Genomic DNA, 13987 nt, shown 5'->3' with positions numbered 1-13987 from the left:
CGGTCGACGGCCGGTCACGCCACCCGGCCGACGGCCGGTCCCACCTGCCCGTTGTACCGAGGCGGGATCATGTTTCCGCCGGTAGCGTGACCGCCGTGGTCGACATCGACGCCGCGATCGGGTTCGTGGTGGCACACGGGGACACGGTCGAACGTGCCCGTCTCTCCTGGCTGCGCACCGGCACGCCGCCGCCACCGGAGACGCTGGACAGTGCCGAGGTCGGCCAGACCCTGGGCGGCGGCTGGCCCGCCTCCTGGGGCGACCCGGTCGCCTCGGTCGACGCCACCTGCTTCCGTCTCGCCGAGTTGGACGACCTCGGTGCGCTGGGTCGCCCGGCCGCCCGTCGCGCGCTCGACTGGCTCGCCGCCGGCCAGCAGCGTGACGGCTGCTGGGAGGAGGATCCGGCGCTGGCCGAGACCGCTCCCGAGTGGGCCCGGCCGGGCAGCCCGGAGGCACGGCTCTACCTGACCGCCAACGCCGCCTTCTGGCTCACCGTGGCCGGGCTGGACGCCCGGGCCGCCGGGCCGCTGGACCACCGGGTCGGCGGCGCGTACGCCGGGGTGGTGCACGCCGCCGGGCAGGCGCTCGCCGCGCACCTGCGCCCCGACGGGAGTTGGCCGTCCTTCCTGGCCGCCGGCTGGCTGAGTGCGGCGGTCCTGCACCGGCAGCAACTGTTCTACGAGTCGGCGCGGATCAAGGCGGTGCTCGCCGAGCGGATGCCGGAGGCGTCCCCGGCCGACGCCGCCTGGCTCGCCTCGACCCTGCGTCGGGTCGAGGTCGACGAGCAGGAGTGGACCATGGTCGCGGCCCGCCGCCGGCTCACCGAGACGCAACGCAGCGACGGCGGCTGGAGCAGCGACGACGGGCACCAGTTCGACGTGCACGCCACCCTGGCGGTGATCCGCGCCTTCCGCTGATCCGGCCTGGCGCTGGCCGTCCTGGTACCGCTGGCCGTGCCGGGCGTGACCTCCGGCCGCCGCCGGCCGTCAGCTAACGCAGGTGACCGTCCCCGGTGACCACGTACTTCGTGCTGGTCAGCTCCGGCAGACCCATCGGGCCACGGGCGTGCAGCTTCTGGGTGGAGATGCCGATCTCGGCGCCGAAGCCGAACTCGCCGCCGTCGGTGAACCGGGTCGACGCGTTGACCATCACGGCCGCCGAGTCCACCCGGGCCACGAACTCCCGGGCGGCCGACTGCGAGTCGGTGACGATCGCCTCGGTGTGGCCGCTGCCGTACCGCCGGATGTGCGCCACCGCCGCGTCGAGCGAGTCGACCACGGCCACCGAGATGTCGGCCGAGAGGTATTCGGTGGCGAAGTCCTCGTCGGTCGCGGCGACCACCGCGTCCGAGTACGCCGCCGTCCGGGCGTCACCGTGCACCGTCACGCTGGCCTCGGCGAACGCCGCCAGCATCGGGGGCAGTACGGCGTCCGCCACGTCCCGGTGCACCAGCAGCGACTCGGCGGTGTTGCAGGTGGACAGCCGCTGCGTCTTCGCGTTCAGCGCGATCGAGACGGCCTTGACCGGGTCGGCGGCGGCGTCCACATAGACGTGGCAGTTGCCCACCCCGGTCTCGATCACCGGCACCGTCGACTCCTCGACCACGGTCCGGATCAGCGACGCGCCGCCGCGCGGGATCAGCACGTCCACCAGCCCCCGGGCCCGCATCAGCTCCTTGACCGAGTCGCGCGAGGCGGCGTCGAGCAACTGCACCGTGTCGGCGGGCAGCCCGGCACCGTCGATGGCGTCCCGCAGCACCGTCACCAGCGCCGCGTTCGAGTGCGCGGCGGACGAGGAACCGCGCAGCAGCGCCGCGTTGCCCGACTTCAGGCAGATGCCGGCGGCGTCCACGGTCACGTTCGGCCGGGCCTCGTAGATGATCCCGACCACGCCGAACGGCACCCGGATCTGCCGCAGCTCCAGACCGTTGGGCAGGGTGGAGCCGCGGACCACCTCACCGACCGGGTCGGGCAGCCCGGCCATCTGGCGCAGCGCGTCGGCGATGCCGGCCACCCGGGACTCGTCGAGGGCGAGCCGGTCCAGCACGGCCGCGCTCAGCCCGGCCTCCCGCCCGGCCGCCAGGTCCGCCTCGTTCGCGGTGAGGATCTCCGGCGTACGCGCCACCAGCGCGTCGGCCATCGCGTGCAGCGCCGCGTCCTTGGCCGTACGCGTCGCCACGGCCAGCGCCTCCGCCGCCGTACGCGCCCGCCGGGCCTGCTCGCTCACGCTCATTACACGCTCCTTCGATGTAAGGAAGGGCCCCCTGTTAACGCCTCGTGCATAGGAAGGGCCCCCTGCAATCACTTCAAGCCGGCGGATCGACCGCTCACAGCAACACCAGGTCGTCGCGGTGGACGACCTCCCGTTCGTACGCCGGACCGAGCGCCGCGGCAAGGTCCGAGGTGGACCGGCCGAGCAGACCGGGCAGTTCGACCGCGTCGTAGTTGACCAGTCCCCGGGCGACCGGCGCACCGGTGGTGTCGACCAGGTCGACCGGGTCACCGGCGGTGAACGCCCCGTCCACGGCGGTGATCCCGGCCGGCAACAGCGACTTGCGGCGGCCCACCACCGCGGCGACCGCGCCCGGGTCGAGGTGCAGTCGGCCCCGGGGCGCGGTGGCGTGTGCCAGCCAGAACAGCCGCGCGGCCGGGCGGCTGACACTGGGGTGGAAGAACGTGCCGACCGGCTCACCGGCCAGCGCCGCGAGGGCCTGTGGCGCGGAGGTCAGCACCACCGGGATGCCGAATCCGGTGGCGATCCGGGCCGCCTCGACCTTGGTCACCATGCCACCGGTGCCGACTCCGGCCCGCCCGGCACCGCCGATGTCGACTCCGACCAGGTCCGACTCGTCGCGTACCTCGGCGATCCGGCGGGCGCCGGGACGCGACGGGTTGCCGGTCCAGAGCGCGTCGACGTCGGAGAGGAGCACCAGCAGGTCGGCGTCGACGAGCGCGGCCACCAGCGCGGCCAGCCGGTCGTTGTCGCCGAAACGGATCTCCTCGGTGGCCACCGTGTCGTTCTCGTTGACGATCGGCACCGCCCGCAGATCCAACAGCTTGCGCAGAGTGCGGTACGCGTTGCGGTAGTGCGCCCGTCGGGTCACGTCGTCGACGGTGAGCAGCACCTGCCCGACGGTCCGGCCGTGCCGGGCGAAGGCGGCGGCGTACCGCCTGATCAGCAGGCCCTGGCCGACGCTCGCGGCAGCCTGCTGGGTGGCCAGGTCACGTGGTCGCCGGGAGAGCCCGAGCGGAGCCAGGCCGGCGGCGATCGCGCCGGAGGAGACCAGCACGACCTCACGTCCGTCGGCCGTCCGCGACCCGAGGGCGTCGACCAACGCGTCCACCCGCCCGTCGTCCAGACCGCCGGTGGCGGTGGTCAACGAGGAGGAACCGATCTTGACAACGACCCGCCGGGCCGCCGTTACCGCGTCTCGCACCCGCCTATTCTGCGTGGTCGGCGCGGTACGGCCCGGCGGCCTTCCCATAGTCTGGCCGCTTGTGACACCAGACGAGTACGTCGAGGCGGTACTGGAACTCGTCGACCGGATACCGCCGGGCCGGGTGATGTCGTACGGCGGGGTGGCCGACGCGCTCGCCGAGCGCTCCGGACGGGCCTCCGCCCGACTGGTCGGATCGATCATGGCTCGGCACGGTGGGGCCGTCGGTTGGCACCGCGTGGTCAACGCCACCGGCACGATGCCGCCCCGTCTCGTCGCCGAGGCGCGGGCCCGTTGGCTGAGCGAGGGTACGCCGCTGCGCGCGGGCCGGGTCGACATGCGCGCGGCGCAGTGGCAGCCCGGAGAGGGGATGTGACCCGCGCCATAACGTGAGTAACATTCGGCGCCATGAACGCGTCGCCGGGAGGAGCCGGCCCTTCGACCGGCTCCGCGCCTGATCCCTCGGCCGGTTCGGCGCCTGACCTGGCGACCGGGGCAGCGGCCGGGTTGCCGCGCAAGGTGCACGCCGGGTACGCGCTCGGTTCGCTGGCCACGGGAGCCTTCGGCACCGTGCCGGGGCTGCTGCTGTTGCCGTACCTCACCGACACGCTCGGCGTGGCTGCCGGGGTGGCGGCCCTGCTGGTGCTGCTGCCGAAGGCGTGGGACGTGCTGGTCAACCCGGTGGCCGGGCGGATCTCCGACCGGACCCGGTCGCGATGGGGTGCCCGCCGGCCGTACCTGCTCGTCGGCGGGTTGGCGCTGGCCGTGCTGTTCGGGTCGATCTTCGCCGCGCCGTTCGGCGCCGGACCGGGCGCCGGTGCGTACGTGGCCATCGCCTTCCTGGCCACGGCCACCGCGTTCGCCTTCTTCCAGGTGCCGTACGTGGCGATGCCGGCCGAGCTGACCGACGACTACGCCGAACGTACCCGGATGATGACCTGGCGGATCGCGGTGCTGGCGCTGGCCATCCTGGTCGCCGGTGCGGTGGCCCCGCTGGTGCGCGACGCAGCCGGTGGTGGCGTACCCGGGCACCGCTGGATGGGCGTGTTCGTGGCCGCGCTGATCGCGGTGGGTGCCGTCGGCGCGTTCCTCGGCACCCGGTCGGCCCCGCAGGGCTCGGTCGGGGAGAGCGAGCCGAGCCTGCGGGCCCAACTCGCCGTCGCCGGCCGCAACCGGCCGTTCCGGGCGTTGCTGCTCTGCTTCGTGGTGCAGTCCGCCGGGGTGGCCACGATCCTCGCCGGGGTGCAGTACTTCGCCGACCAGATCCTGCGCGACCCGACGACCGGCCCGACGCTGCTCTTCCTCTGCTTCGTCGGGCCGGCGCTGGTGGTGATGCCGCTGTGGTCGCGGGTGGGCGCCCGGCTGGGCAAGCTGGCCGCGCTGGTGGCCGCGTCGCTGATCCTGTCCGCCGGTGGACTGGCGCTGGTCGCCGCACCGGTGCTGCCCGCCGTCGTGGTCTATCTGCTGGTGGCGATGCTCGGCGTCGGGTACGCCGGTCAGCAGGTGTTCGCGCTGGCCATGCTCCCGGACTGCATCGCGTACGACACGGCGCGCACCGGCCGGCGGCAGGCGGGCGTCTTCACCGGCCTGTGGACGGCCGGCGAGACCTTCGGCCTGGCGCTCGGGCCGGGCGTCTTCGGTCTGGTGCTCGCGCTCACCGGTTACGTCTCCTCCACCACCGGCACCGCCGCCGTCCAGTCCGACACCGCCCGCCTGGGCGTCCTGCTCGGCTTCACCATCCTCCCGGCCCTGCTGATCGGCCTGGCCACCCTGCTGCTCCGCCCCTACGACCTGACCCCCACCCTCCTGGCCACCCTCACCCCCAGCGCCTCCGACATCCCCGGCGCCGCCGACGCTCCCCGCGACTCCGGCGCCGACGTCCCCCGCGACTCCGGCGCCGATCATGGAGTTGTGGTGGGGACGAATGCCGTCGAGAACCACGGAAAGGGCACCACTACTCCATGATCGACGAGAGCGGGTCGGCGCTGCCGGCGCACGGCGTACCGGCGGAACAGGTGCTGGCGGAGATCCGCAGCCTGCGGGAGGCCGACCGGCCGACGCACGGCGGGCGGCTGTTCGCGTACGTGTACGACGCGGCCGTCGCCGGGCTGGACGAGTTGACCGCCGCCGCGTACGCCGAGAGCGCGCACGTCAACGGGCTCGACCCGACCGCCTTCCCCTCGCTGCTGGCGATGGAGAACGCGCTTGTCGGCGCGGCGGCACGGGTGCTCGGCGGCGGGCCCGGCACGAGCGCGCCGGAGGTGGTCGGCAGTGTCACCAGCGGCGGCACCGAGTCGCTGATCCTGGCCGTCAAGGCGGCCCGTGACGCCCGGCCCGAGATCACCGCTCCTCGGATCGTGGTGCCGGCCAGCGCACACGCCGCGTTCGCCAAGGCCGCCCACTACCTGCGGGTGGCGCTCGACACCGTCCCCGTCGACCCGGCCACGCTCCGGCCCTCGGTCGCCGACGTGGCTGCCGCGATCGGGCCGGAGACCGTGCTGGTGGTCTGCTCCGCCCCCTCGTACGCGCACGGCGTGGTCGACCCGGTGGCCGAGATCGCCGCGACGGCGGCCACCGCCGGGGCGCGCTGCCACGTGGACGCCTGCTTCGGCGGCTGGACCCTGCCGTACCTGCGTCGCCTCGGCGTCGACGTGCCCGCGTTCGACTTCGCCGTCGCCGGGGTCACCTCGATCTCGGTGGACCTGCACAAGTACGCGTACGCACCGAAGGGCGTCTCGGTGCTGCTGCACCGCGATGCCGGGCTGCGCGCGCCACAGTACTTCGCGTACGCCGACTGGCCCGGGTACACGATGGTCAACCCGGTGATCTCCTCCACCCGGTCCGGCGGCCCGATCGCCGCCGCGTACGCCACCCTGCGGCACCTCGGCGACGACGGCTACCTGGAGTTGGCCCGCCGGACCCGGGACGCGGTACGGGTCCTGGCCGACGCGGTACGCGGCGTCGACGGGCTCCGGCTGGTGGCCGAGCCCGAGTCGACCGTCGTCTGCCTCACCTCGACCGACCCGGCGCTCGACCTCTTCGTCCTGGTCGACGAGTTGACCGCGCGTGGTTGGCACACCCAGCCGCAGCTCGCGTACGCCGGACTGCCGCGCAGCGTGCACCTGACGGTCACCGCGGCGGTGGCGTCCCGGGTGGCGGAGTTCGGGCCGGCCCTGGCCGAGGCGGCGACTGCCGCCCGAGCCGCCGGCCCGGTGGTGCTGCCGCCGGAGTTGCTGGCGTTTGCCGGCAGCCTCACCCCGCAGGCGCTCACCCCGGAGTTGGTCGCCGGGCTGGCCGAGGGGCTCGGCCTGGCCGGGCGGGCCGGCCCGCCGGACCGGATGGCGGTGGTGAACACCCTGCTCGACGCCGCCCCGGTGCGGCTGCGGGAGCGGCTGCTCGTGGAGTTCGTCGGGCTGCTGCAACGCCCGACCTGGTAGGCCGGGCGTCGCGCTGCGAGGGCGGTGGGCGTGACGGCCGGAGCCGCCACGCCCGCGCTCAGCGGCTCGTCCGCAGTGTGACGGAGTTGTCCGACCGCTTCCGGTCCGGCCAGTTCCGGTCCTGCTCGTCGAGGTGCTCGACCAGCAGGCTCGGCGTCACCTCCCCCCACGTCGAGTCGAGCCGGAACCGGAAGGTGAAGCTCCGCTGCTCGCCTGCGGCGAGCCCGTCCAGCGAGCAGGATTCGTACGCCTGCACCATCCGGCACTCTGACAGGTCACCGCCGGCCGGCTCGCCGATGGTGGAGAGGTTGTGGAAACCGAGTCGGGGCACGTCCACCGGCCCCTTGTTGGTCACCTTGACGGTGACCGAGACGTACCGGCCGCCGTCGGCGTCGGTCGAGCCGAGCACCAGATCGTCCGCGCTCATGGCGAGATCGGTCAGCCGGGGGTCGACCTCGAACCTCGTCGGCCCCGCCGTCTGGTCGAAACCTCCGCCACTCCAGGCGTACGTCCGCCACTGCTTCTGCGGCCACCAGTCGGGCACCCCGCAGCAGGGCTGGATGTCGGCCACCTCCACCCGGACCCTGCCGTCGGCGGTCAGCGCGACACCCGTGATGTCGTCCAGCCCCTCCCGGGTGCCCACCACCTGGCCCAGGGTGACGATCCGGCCGGCATCGTCCCGGGAGAAGGCGACCACCTGCTTGTCCAGCGCCTCCCCGAGCCGGCAGGCGACCAGGGCGACGGTGTCGGTGCCGCCGTCACCGTCGACGTCGCCGTGGTGGATGTCGTCCCCGAGTTCCGGCCGGCTCTCCTGGTCCGGCTCGCGCAGCCGAACGCCGTCCGTGGTGCAGGTCGGCGGGACGGACGACGACCAGTCGGGCAGGTCGACACGGGCCGCGAGGAGTTGGGCCCGGCTGATCCGGCCGTCCGGCCCGTCAGCGCGGGGACCGGTGGTGGTCGGTGTCGAACTCGGCGTCGCCGACGGCGTCGGCGACCCCGACGGGGTCGGCGGGGCGGACGGCTGGCCGGTGTGCCCCGGCGTCGGAGCCGGGCCGGTGCGGTTCAATCCCGCGTATGCGCCGACCGGCAGCACGACGGAGAGCACCGCCGCCGCCGCGACGGCAACCGCCACCCGCCGCCGCCGGCGCACCGTGCGCCGAACCGCGTCCGTCCCCGCCGGCCGCACCGCGGGGCCGTATTCCGAACGGAACGCGTCGAACTCGTTGCTGACCAGGATCTCCTCGGACTCGGTCATGAGCTCACCGCCCTGTTGTCGTTGAGTTGCGCGGCCAGTGCCGCCCGTCCCCGGTGCAGCCAGGACTTGACGGTGCCCACCGGCACCCCCTCCTGCTCCGCGATCTGCGCGAGGCTGAGATCCGCCAGATAGTGCTGCACCATCGCGCGGCGCTGGGCGGCAGGCAGTTGGGCCAGGGCGGCGATCAGCGCCACCCGGTCCGGCCCCGGTCCCGCCACGTGTTCCGGCCGTTGCCGGCGCAACCAGGACTGCGCGGTCCGTACCCGCCGCCAGCGGCTGGTGGCGAGGTTCCAGGCGACCCGGCGTACCCAGCCCACCGGATCGTCGTACCGGGACACCCGCGACCAGCGGGCGTACGCCCGACAGAACGCCTCCTGGACCAGGTCCTGCGCCTGCGGAAGGTCACCGCAGTACGCGGCGAGCTGGAGGGTCAGGGACCGGAAGTGATTGTGGTAGAGCTCGTCGAAACCGATCCCCTCGGCCGGTGGCGGCGGCTCCTCCGCCTCGTCCGGAGGTGGCTCCCCGAGCCGAGGCGTCCTGCTCACCATCATGCTTCCTCCCCGTCCACACCAGTGTCGGCGCTCGATGTCCGATCACACGCTGCGGCACGGGCGAGGGTTGCGGAGGTCGGCGGCTTCGGTGCTGTGATTGACTGTCACATCGGGGACAGACGAGGGAGGCCGAGGTGCAGCTACCAGCGGTGCTCGGCGAGCCGATCCGGTTCGTGCTGAACTGGGGGCGGCGCTACTCGCTCTGGGTCTTCAACTTCGGGCTGGCCTGCTGCGCCATCGAGTTCATCGCGACCAGCATGTCCCGGCACGACTTCATGCGACTCGGCGTGATCCCGTTCGCGCACGGGCCCCGCCAGGCCGACCTGATGGTGGTCTCCGGAACGGTCACCGACAAGATGGCCCCGGCGATCAAGCGGCTCTACGACCAGATGCCCGAGCCCAAGTACGTCATCTCGTTCGGTGCCTGTTCCAACTGCGGCGGCCCGTACTGGGACTCGTACTCGGTGACCAAGGGTGTCGACCAGCTCATCCCGGTCGACGTCTACGTGCCGGGCTGTCCGCCCCGGCCGGAGGCGCTGCTGCACGGCATCCTCCGCCTACAGGAGAAGATCGCCGCCGAGCAGTCCGGCATCGGCGGCGTACCCCGTCCCGACCTGCTCGCCCCGCCGACCGACGCGCCGCCCGCAGAAGGCGCCCCACCGCCCGCCGAGGGCGCGCCACCGCGCGACGCGGCTTCCCTCACCGCCCCGCCGGTACGGCCTCCGACCTCCTGAAACTCGCGGCGACGACCGATCGTGGCCGGCGCGGCACCCCGCTCGGCGCGGTCGCCGCCACGGTGGCGTCCAGGCGCTAGCGTGCCGGTCATGACCGACTCAGCGGAGCCGCGCTCCGCCTTCATCGTCAAGGTGCTGACCGAGGAGTTCGGCACCCTGATGGCGCTCGACCCGGCCGCCTTCCGGCGCAAGTTCCGCAAGATGGCCGCGTCGCCGTTCGCGTTCTACCGGGGCAGTGCCAGCCTCTTCTACGCCGACCAGCGCGGCGACTTCGCCGACGAGCGTTTCCTCGACGAGCAGACCAGCCGGGTGTGGATCCACGGCGACCTGCACGCGGAGAACTTCGGCACCTACATGAACGGCTCCGGCCAGCTCGTCTTCAACGTCAACGACTTCGACGAGGCGTACGTCGGGCCGTTCACCTGGGACCTGCGGCGCTTCGTCGCCAGCGTGGCCCTGATCGGCTACACCAAGGCGCTCTCCGATCGGGTGATCAGCGACCTGGTCACCACCTTCGCCGAGCACTACCTGACCGAGCTGCGGGCCATCGCCGCCGGTGGCGACGACGCGATCGGTTCGATCACGCTGGACAACGCCGACGGCGTGCTGCGCCGGGTGCTCCAGCAGGCCCGCCTCAACACCCGGGTCGACCTGCTGCGCGAGCAGACCACCGTCGACAAGTACGAGCGGCGGTTCTCGCTGCGCGACGGCGTGTACGAGGTCGACGGCGACGTCCGGGCCCGGGTCTGCGCCGCCTTCCAGGACTACCTGGACACGCTGCCCGCCACCACCCGGACCCGCCCGGTGGCGGCGCAGATCAAGGACGTGGTGCTGCGCAAGGGGGTGGGGATCGGGTCGGCCGGGCTGCCGTCGTACAACCTCCTGCTGGAGGGGCACACCCAGGCGCTGGAGAACGACGTCCTGATCTACATGAAGCAGGCCCAGGTCCCGGCGGTCGCCCGCCACATCGACGACGAGCGCGTCCGGGGCTACTTCCGCCACCAGGGCCACCGAACGGCCGAGTCGCAGCGCGCCCTCCAGGCACACGCCGACCCGTGGGTGGGCTTCACCGAGCTGGACGGCGTGGGCCAACTCGTCGCCGAGGTCTCCCCGTACGCCGCCGATCTCGGCTGGGCGGACGTCAACGAACCCGAGGAACTGGCCGGGGTGCTGGCCGACCTCGGTCGGGCGGTCGCCCGGATGCACTCGGTCGCCGACGACGAGTCCAGCCACGACCTGGTCGACTACTCCACCGAGGAGGCGATCGTCGCGGCCGTCGACGCGGACCCCGCCGGCTTCGTCGCGCACCTGGTCGACTTCGCCCACGCGTACGGCGTACGGGCCCGGCAGGACCATCAGCTCTTCGTGGACCTGTTCCGCAACGGCGAACTGCCGGGCGTGTAGGAACCGCGATCAGGGTCAGGCGGTGAAGTCGATGACGACCTTGATGTCCTCAGGGCCGGGGGAGTAGGCCGAGGCGTACTCGGACAGCGGCACCCGGCGGGTGATCAGTGCGCCGAGCCAGTCCCGGTCGGCGCGGGCCAGCGCCTCGGCGGCGGCGTCCCAGTGCCGCCGGTTGGCGTTCACCGACCCGAAGACGACGTTGTTCTCCAGCACCAGGGTGCGGTTGAGCGCACCCGCGTCGAAGTCGATGATCCGGCCGCCGCTGGAGACCCCGGCCAGGCAGACGATCCCGGTCGGCGCGACCTTGCACATGGCCTCCAGGACGACCACCGGTGCGCCGGTGCACTCGACGATCACGTCCGGCTCGAAGTCGAGTTCCTCGACCGGCCCGGAGTGGTACGTGGCCCCGAGTGCACCGGCCAACGCCGGCTTCGGCCCGTCCGTGGCCAGGTCCAGCACGTGCACCGACAGCCCACGCTGGCTGGCCAGCAGGGCGGCCAGCAGGCCGATCGGCCCGGCCCCGGTGATCAGGGCGGTACGCGGCTGCCACTCCGCCCGCCGGCCGATCCGGTCGATGTGGTCCCACGCCTTGACCACCACGCTCGTCGGTTCGAGCAGGACGCCCACCTCGCCCAGGTCCGGGTCGAGGCCGACGGCGAACCGGGGTTGCAGACGCCAACGCTCGCGGGCGAACCCCGGCAGCCCCTTGATGCCGTGCTCGGTGAACAGGCCGTTGCGGCACATGTCCCACTCGTCCACCGCGCAGTTCGGGCAGGGCAGCGGGTCCGGGTGCCGGACGATCCCGGCGACCAGGTCGCCGGTCTGCAGGGTGCCGGTCGGGTCCTCCAGCACCCGACCCAGCGACTCGTGCCCGAGCACCAGGTGTTCGGCGCCGGGCGGCGCCTCGCCGTACTGCCCGTCGATGATCTCGATGTCGGTGCCGCAGACTCCGACCGCGATGGCCTCGACCAGGACCGCCCCCTCCTCGGTGGCCGGTTCCGGGTAGTCGTCGAGCAGTCGCAGCGAGCCGGGCACTCCCGGGGTCACGGTCACAGCGCGCACGGGCCCATCCTGTCGGGCGTCGACGGGCCACCGCCGGCAAAGCCGGGATCTCCACCCGGCCGCGCACCACAGAGGCCTGTCGCCCCGCGACCGACTCGCCGGCCGCGCCGTCGAACGCGAGCCGGGCCGGGTCACCGACCGCAGGACCGGGCTCGCAGCCGGGCACGGGCGGCCGGACACGCCCTAGGATCAGCGGCATGACACCGGAAGAGGTCGGCCGGCGGCTCGTCACGCTGCTCGCCCCCGTCGAGGCCACCGCGACGGTTTCCGGGGGTCAGGCGCACTCCCGGGCCACCGTCGACGTACCCCCACAGCAGTGGCGGGCGGCGTTGCTCGCCGTCCGCGACGACCCGGAGCTGGCCTGCGACTACTTCGACTGGCTCTCCGCGGTCGACGAACTGGCCGACGGCTTCGACGTGGTGGCCCACCTGTGGTCGACCACGCACCGGCACGGGGTGCTGCTGCGGACCCGGGTGCCCCGGGCCACGCCCACGGTCGACTCGGTGGTGTCGGTCTACCCGGGTGCCGCCTGGCACGAGCGGGAGACCCACGAGATGTTCGGCATCGACTTCGCCGGGCACGCCGACCTGCGGCCGTTGCTGCTGCCGCCGGAGTTCGAGGGCCACCCGCTGCGCAAGGAGTTCGTGCTCGCCTCCCGGGTCGCGAAGCCCTGGCCGGGGGCGAAGGAACCGGGCGAGTCCGAGGCCGGTGGCGGTCGGCGGCCGATCCGGCCACCGGGCGTACCCGCACCGGGCGAGTGGGGTGTGGTGCCGACCCCGGCCGGAGCCGGGGGTGCCGGGGAGGGGCCGCGTGGCGGGACCCCGGCGCGGCCCGCCCGGGAGCGTCCGGCCCGACCGGCACCGGGAACGCGTCCACCGCGTACCCCCCGATCGGCCGACGCCGCCACGGACCCGGCGGCGACCGGAGCCGGTGCCGCCGCCGACCCGCCGAAGTCCGCCGCCGACCCGCCGAAGCCCGCTGCGGACCCGGCGGCATCCGGGGGCGGTCCCGCCCCGGACCCGGCGGAGCCCCGGGCCGGCGAGGAGGGTACGCCCTGATGCCGCTCTGGCTGGAACTGGTGATCCGCATCGGTGGGGTGGTGGCCGCCTTCCTCGTCCTGCCGCTGCTGGTGGGTCAGGCCGAGCACAAGGTGATGGCGCACATGCAGGGCCGGCTCGGCCCGATGTACGCGGGCGCGTTCCACGGCTGGGCGCAGCTCGTCGCCGACGGCGTGAAGTTCGTGCAGAAGGAGGACGTCACGCCGCGTGCGGCGGACCGGCCGGTGTTCCGGCTGGCTCCGGCGGTGGCCCTGGTGCCGTACCTGCTCGCCCTGCTGGTGATCCCGCTCGGCCCGAACGACCTGGTCGGGCAGCCGCTCGACGTGGGTCTGTTCTTCGTGCTGGCGGTGGTCGGTGTGGGTGTGCTGGCCGTGCTGATGTCCGCCTGGGCCTCGGCCAACAAGTTCAGCCTGCTGGGTGGGCTGCGCGGCGCGGCCCAGCTGCTCGGCTACGAGCTGCCGCTGGTGCTGGCCGCCGCGTCGGTGGCGATGGCCGCCGGCACGTTGAGCCTCTCCGGCATCGTCGAGGCGTGGCAGCCCTGGTGGCTGATCTGGCAGGCCCCGGCGATGGTGGTGTTCTTCGTGGCCGGCCTGGCCGAGATCCGCCGGCCGCCGTTCGACATGCCGGTGGCCGACTCCGAGCTGGTGTTCGGCTACATGACCGAGTACACCGGCCTGCGGTTCGCGTTCCTGCTGCTGGCCGAGTACGTCGGGATCGTGGTGATCGCCGCGCTGACCACCGTGCTGTTCCTCGGCGGTTGGCAGGGGCCGTTCGCCGACGACCAGCTCGGCTGGCTCTGGACCCTGCTCAAGGTGGCCGCCGTCAGCTTCGTGATCATCTGGCTGCGCGTCTCCTACCCTCGGCTGCGCGAGGACCAGTTGCAGCGGCTCTGCTGGTTGGTGCTGGTGCCGACCGCGCTGGCCCAGCTCGTGTTGACCGCCGCCGTACGGGTGGCGCTGTAAGGAAGGGACCCCTACTACCGTCTCCGGTATAGCAGGGGTCCCTTCCTAACATCTCTCGCCGCCGCCGCCGCACGGCGGCACGCCGCCG

Annotated in this window: 12 protein-coding genes and 1 pseudogene; 8 read left to right on the top strand and 5 right to left on the bottom strand. The window is 73.3% G+C overall.

All coding sequences use genetic code 11. From position 1 onward, the window contains the following. The first annotated feature begins 44 nt into the window (after window positions 1-44). On the top strand, window positions 45-917 hold the full coding sequence (locus ABT008_RS02535; RefSeq protein ID WP_502890330.1) for a prenyltransferase/squalene oxidase repeat-containing protein: 873 nt from the start codon (window positions 45-47) through the stop codon (window positions 915-917). Between the two features lie 73 nt (window positions 918-990). On the opposite strand, the gene ABT008_RS02530 is transcribed toward ABT008_RS02535, so the two are convergent. Together ABT008_RS02530 and proB are read right to left on the bottom strand one after the other, a co-directional pair. Further along, a complete protein-coding gene (locus ABT008_RS02530; RefSeq protein WP_350692943.1) occupies window positions 991-2232 on the bottom strand; it encodes a glutamate-5-semialdehyde dehydrogenase in 1242 nt (413 codons plus the stop codon). Between the two features lie 94 nt (window positions 2233-2326). Beyond that, window positions 2327-3484: a glutamate 5-kinase gene (gene proB, locus ABT008_RS02525; protein WP_502890322.1), complete on the bottom strand. Its 1158-nt coding sequence runs from the start codon at window positions 3482-3484 to the stop codon at window positions 2327-2329. A gap of 13 nt (window positions 3485-3497) precedes the next feature. Between proB and ABT008_RS02520 the strand changes: the two genes are divergently transcribed. The 3 genes from ABT008_RS02520 to ABT008_RS02510 are packed head-to-tail and all read left to right on the top strand — an operon-like array spanning window position 3498 to window position 6873. Then, window positions 3498-3812 (top strand): MGMT family protein, encoded by a 315-nt coding sequence (locus tag ABT008_RS02520; RefSeq protein WP_350692940.1) that lies wholly within the window; start codon window positions 3498-3500, stop codon window positions 3810-3812. Window positions 3813-3844: 32 nt separating this feature from the next. Continuing rightward, window positions 3845-5401: an MFS transporter gene (locus tag ABT008_RS02515; protein ID WP_350692938.1), complete on the top strand. Its 1557-nt coding sequence runs from the start codon at window positions 3845-3847 to the stop codon at window positions 5399-5401. After that, a complete protein-coding gene (locus ABT008_RS02510) occupies window positions 5398-6873 on the top strand; it encodes a pyridoxal phosphate-dependent decarboxylase family protein (RefSeq protein WP_350692936.1) in 1476 nt (491 codons plus the stop codon). Before ABT008_RS02515 ends, ABT008_RS02510 begins: the two co-directional genes overlap by 4 nt. A gap of 58 nt (window positions 6874-6931) precedes the next feature. On the opposite strand, the gene ABT008_RS02505 is transcribed toward ABT008_RS02510, so the two are convergent. Next, complete coding sequence (locus ABT008_RS02505; RefSeq protein WP_350692934.1) at window positions 6932-8128, bottom strand: hypothetical protein; 1197 nt, start codon at window positions 8126-8128, stop codon at window positions 6932-6934. Further along, window positions 8125-8679: a SigE family RNA polymerase sigma factor gene (locus ABT008_RS02500; protein WP_350692932.1), complete on the bottom strand. Its 555-nt coding sequence runs from the start codon at window positions 8677-8679 to the stop codon at window positions 8125-8127. Before ABT008_RS02500 ends, ABT008_RS02505 begins: the two co-directional genes overlap by 4 nt. 134 nt (window positions 8680-8813) lie before the next feature. On the opposite strand from ABT008_RS02500, the gene ABT008_RS02495 reads away from it, so the two are divergent. Continuing rightward, window positions 8814-9413: an NADH-quinone oxidoreductase subunit B gene (locus ABT008_RS02495; protein ID WP_350692931.1), complete on the top strand. Its 600-nt coding sequence runs from the start codon at window positions 8814-8816 to the stop codon at window positions 9411-9413. A 90-nt stretch (window positions 9414-9503) separates the two neighbouring features. Continuing rightward, the gene (locus tag ABT008_RS02490; protein ID WP_350692929.1) at window positions 9504-10817 is read left to right on the top strand and encodes a DUF2252 domain-containing protein; all 1314 of its coding nucleotides are present in this window, start codon (window positions 9504-9506) and stop codon (window positions 10815-10817) included. A 15-nt stretch (window positions 10818-10832) separates the two neighbouring features. Here the strand turns inward: ABT008_RS02490 and ABT008_RS02485 are convergent, their stop codons facing one another. Beyond that, window positions 10833-11879 carry a glucose 1-dehydrogenase gene (locus ABT008_RS02485; RefSeq protein ID WP_350692928.1) on the bottom strand — a complete coding sequence of 349 codons (1047 nt, stop codon included), beginning with the start codon at window positions 11877-11879 and terminating at the stop codon, window positions 10833-10835. Window positions 11880-12076: 197 nt separating this feature from the next. Here ABT008_RS02485 and ABT008_RS02480 point away from each other — a divergent pair. Together ABT008_RS02480 and ABT008_RS02475 are read left to right on the top strand one after the other, a co-directional pair. Then, window positions 12077-12676: pseudogene (locus ABT008_RS02480) on the top strand (NADH-quinone oxidoreductase subunit C); the annotation flags it as partial. 260 nt (window positions 12677-12936) lie between these two features. Next, a complete protein-coding gene (locus tag ABT008_RS02475; protein WP_131057418.1) occupies window positions 12937-13899 on the top strand; it encodes a complex I subunit 1/NuoH family protein in 963 nt (320 codons plus the stop codon). Window positions 13900-13987: the final 88 nt, after the last annotated feature.

The sequence above is a fragment of the Micromonospora sp. NPDC002389 genome, from assembly GCF_040296095.1.
GTDB lineage: Bacteria > Actinomycetota > Actinomycetes > Mycobacteriales > Micromonosporaceae > Micromonospora.
Note: the sequence above shows the minus strand (reverse complement) of the source record. Positions and strands in the feature narration are given on the sequence as shown.

Excerpts from the sequence above, each read along its gene's own strand:
- ABT008_RS02500 (WP_350692932.1), bottom strand. The coding sequence starts at position 8,679 with ATGATGGTGAGCAGGACGCCTCGGCTCGGGGAGCCACCTCCGGACGAG.
- ABT008_RS02505 (WP_350692934.1), bottom strand. The coding sequence starts at position 8,128 with ATGACCGAGTCCGAGGAGATCCTGGTCAGCAACGAGTTCGACGCGTTC.
- ABT008_RS02510 (WP_350692936.1), top strand. The coding sequence starts at position 5,398 with ATGATCGACGAGAGCGGGTCGGCGCTGCCGGCGCACGGCGTACCGGCG.
- ABT008_RS02490 (WP_350692929.1), top strand. The coding sequence starts at position 9,504 with ATGACCGACTCAGCGGAGCCGCGCTCCGCCTTCATCGTCAAGGTGCTG.
- ABT008_RS02475 (WP_131057418.1), top strand. The coding sequence starts at position 12,937 with ATGCCGCTCTGGCTGGAACTGGTGATCCGCATCGGTGGGGTGGTGGCC.
- ABT008_RS02515 (WP_350692938.1), top strand. The coding sequence starts at position 3,845 with ATGAACGCGTCGCCGGGAGGAGCCGGCCCTTCGACCGGCTCCGCGCCT.
- ABT008_RS02530 (WP_350692943.1), bottom strand. The coding sequence starts at position 2,232 with ATGAGCGTGAGCGAGCAGGCCCGGCGGGCGCGTACGGCGGCGGAGGCG.
- proB (WP_502890322.1), bottom strand. The coding sequence starts at position 3,484 with ATGGGAAGGCCGCCGGGCCGTACCGCGCCGACCACGCAGAATAGGCGG.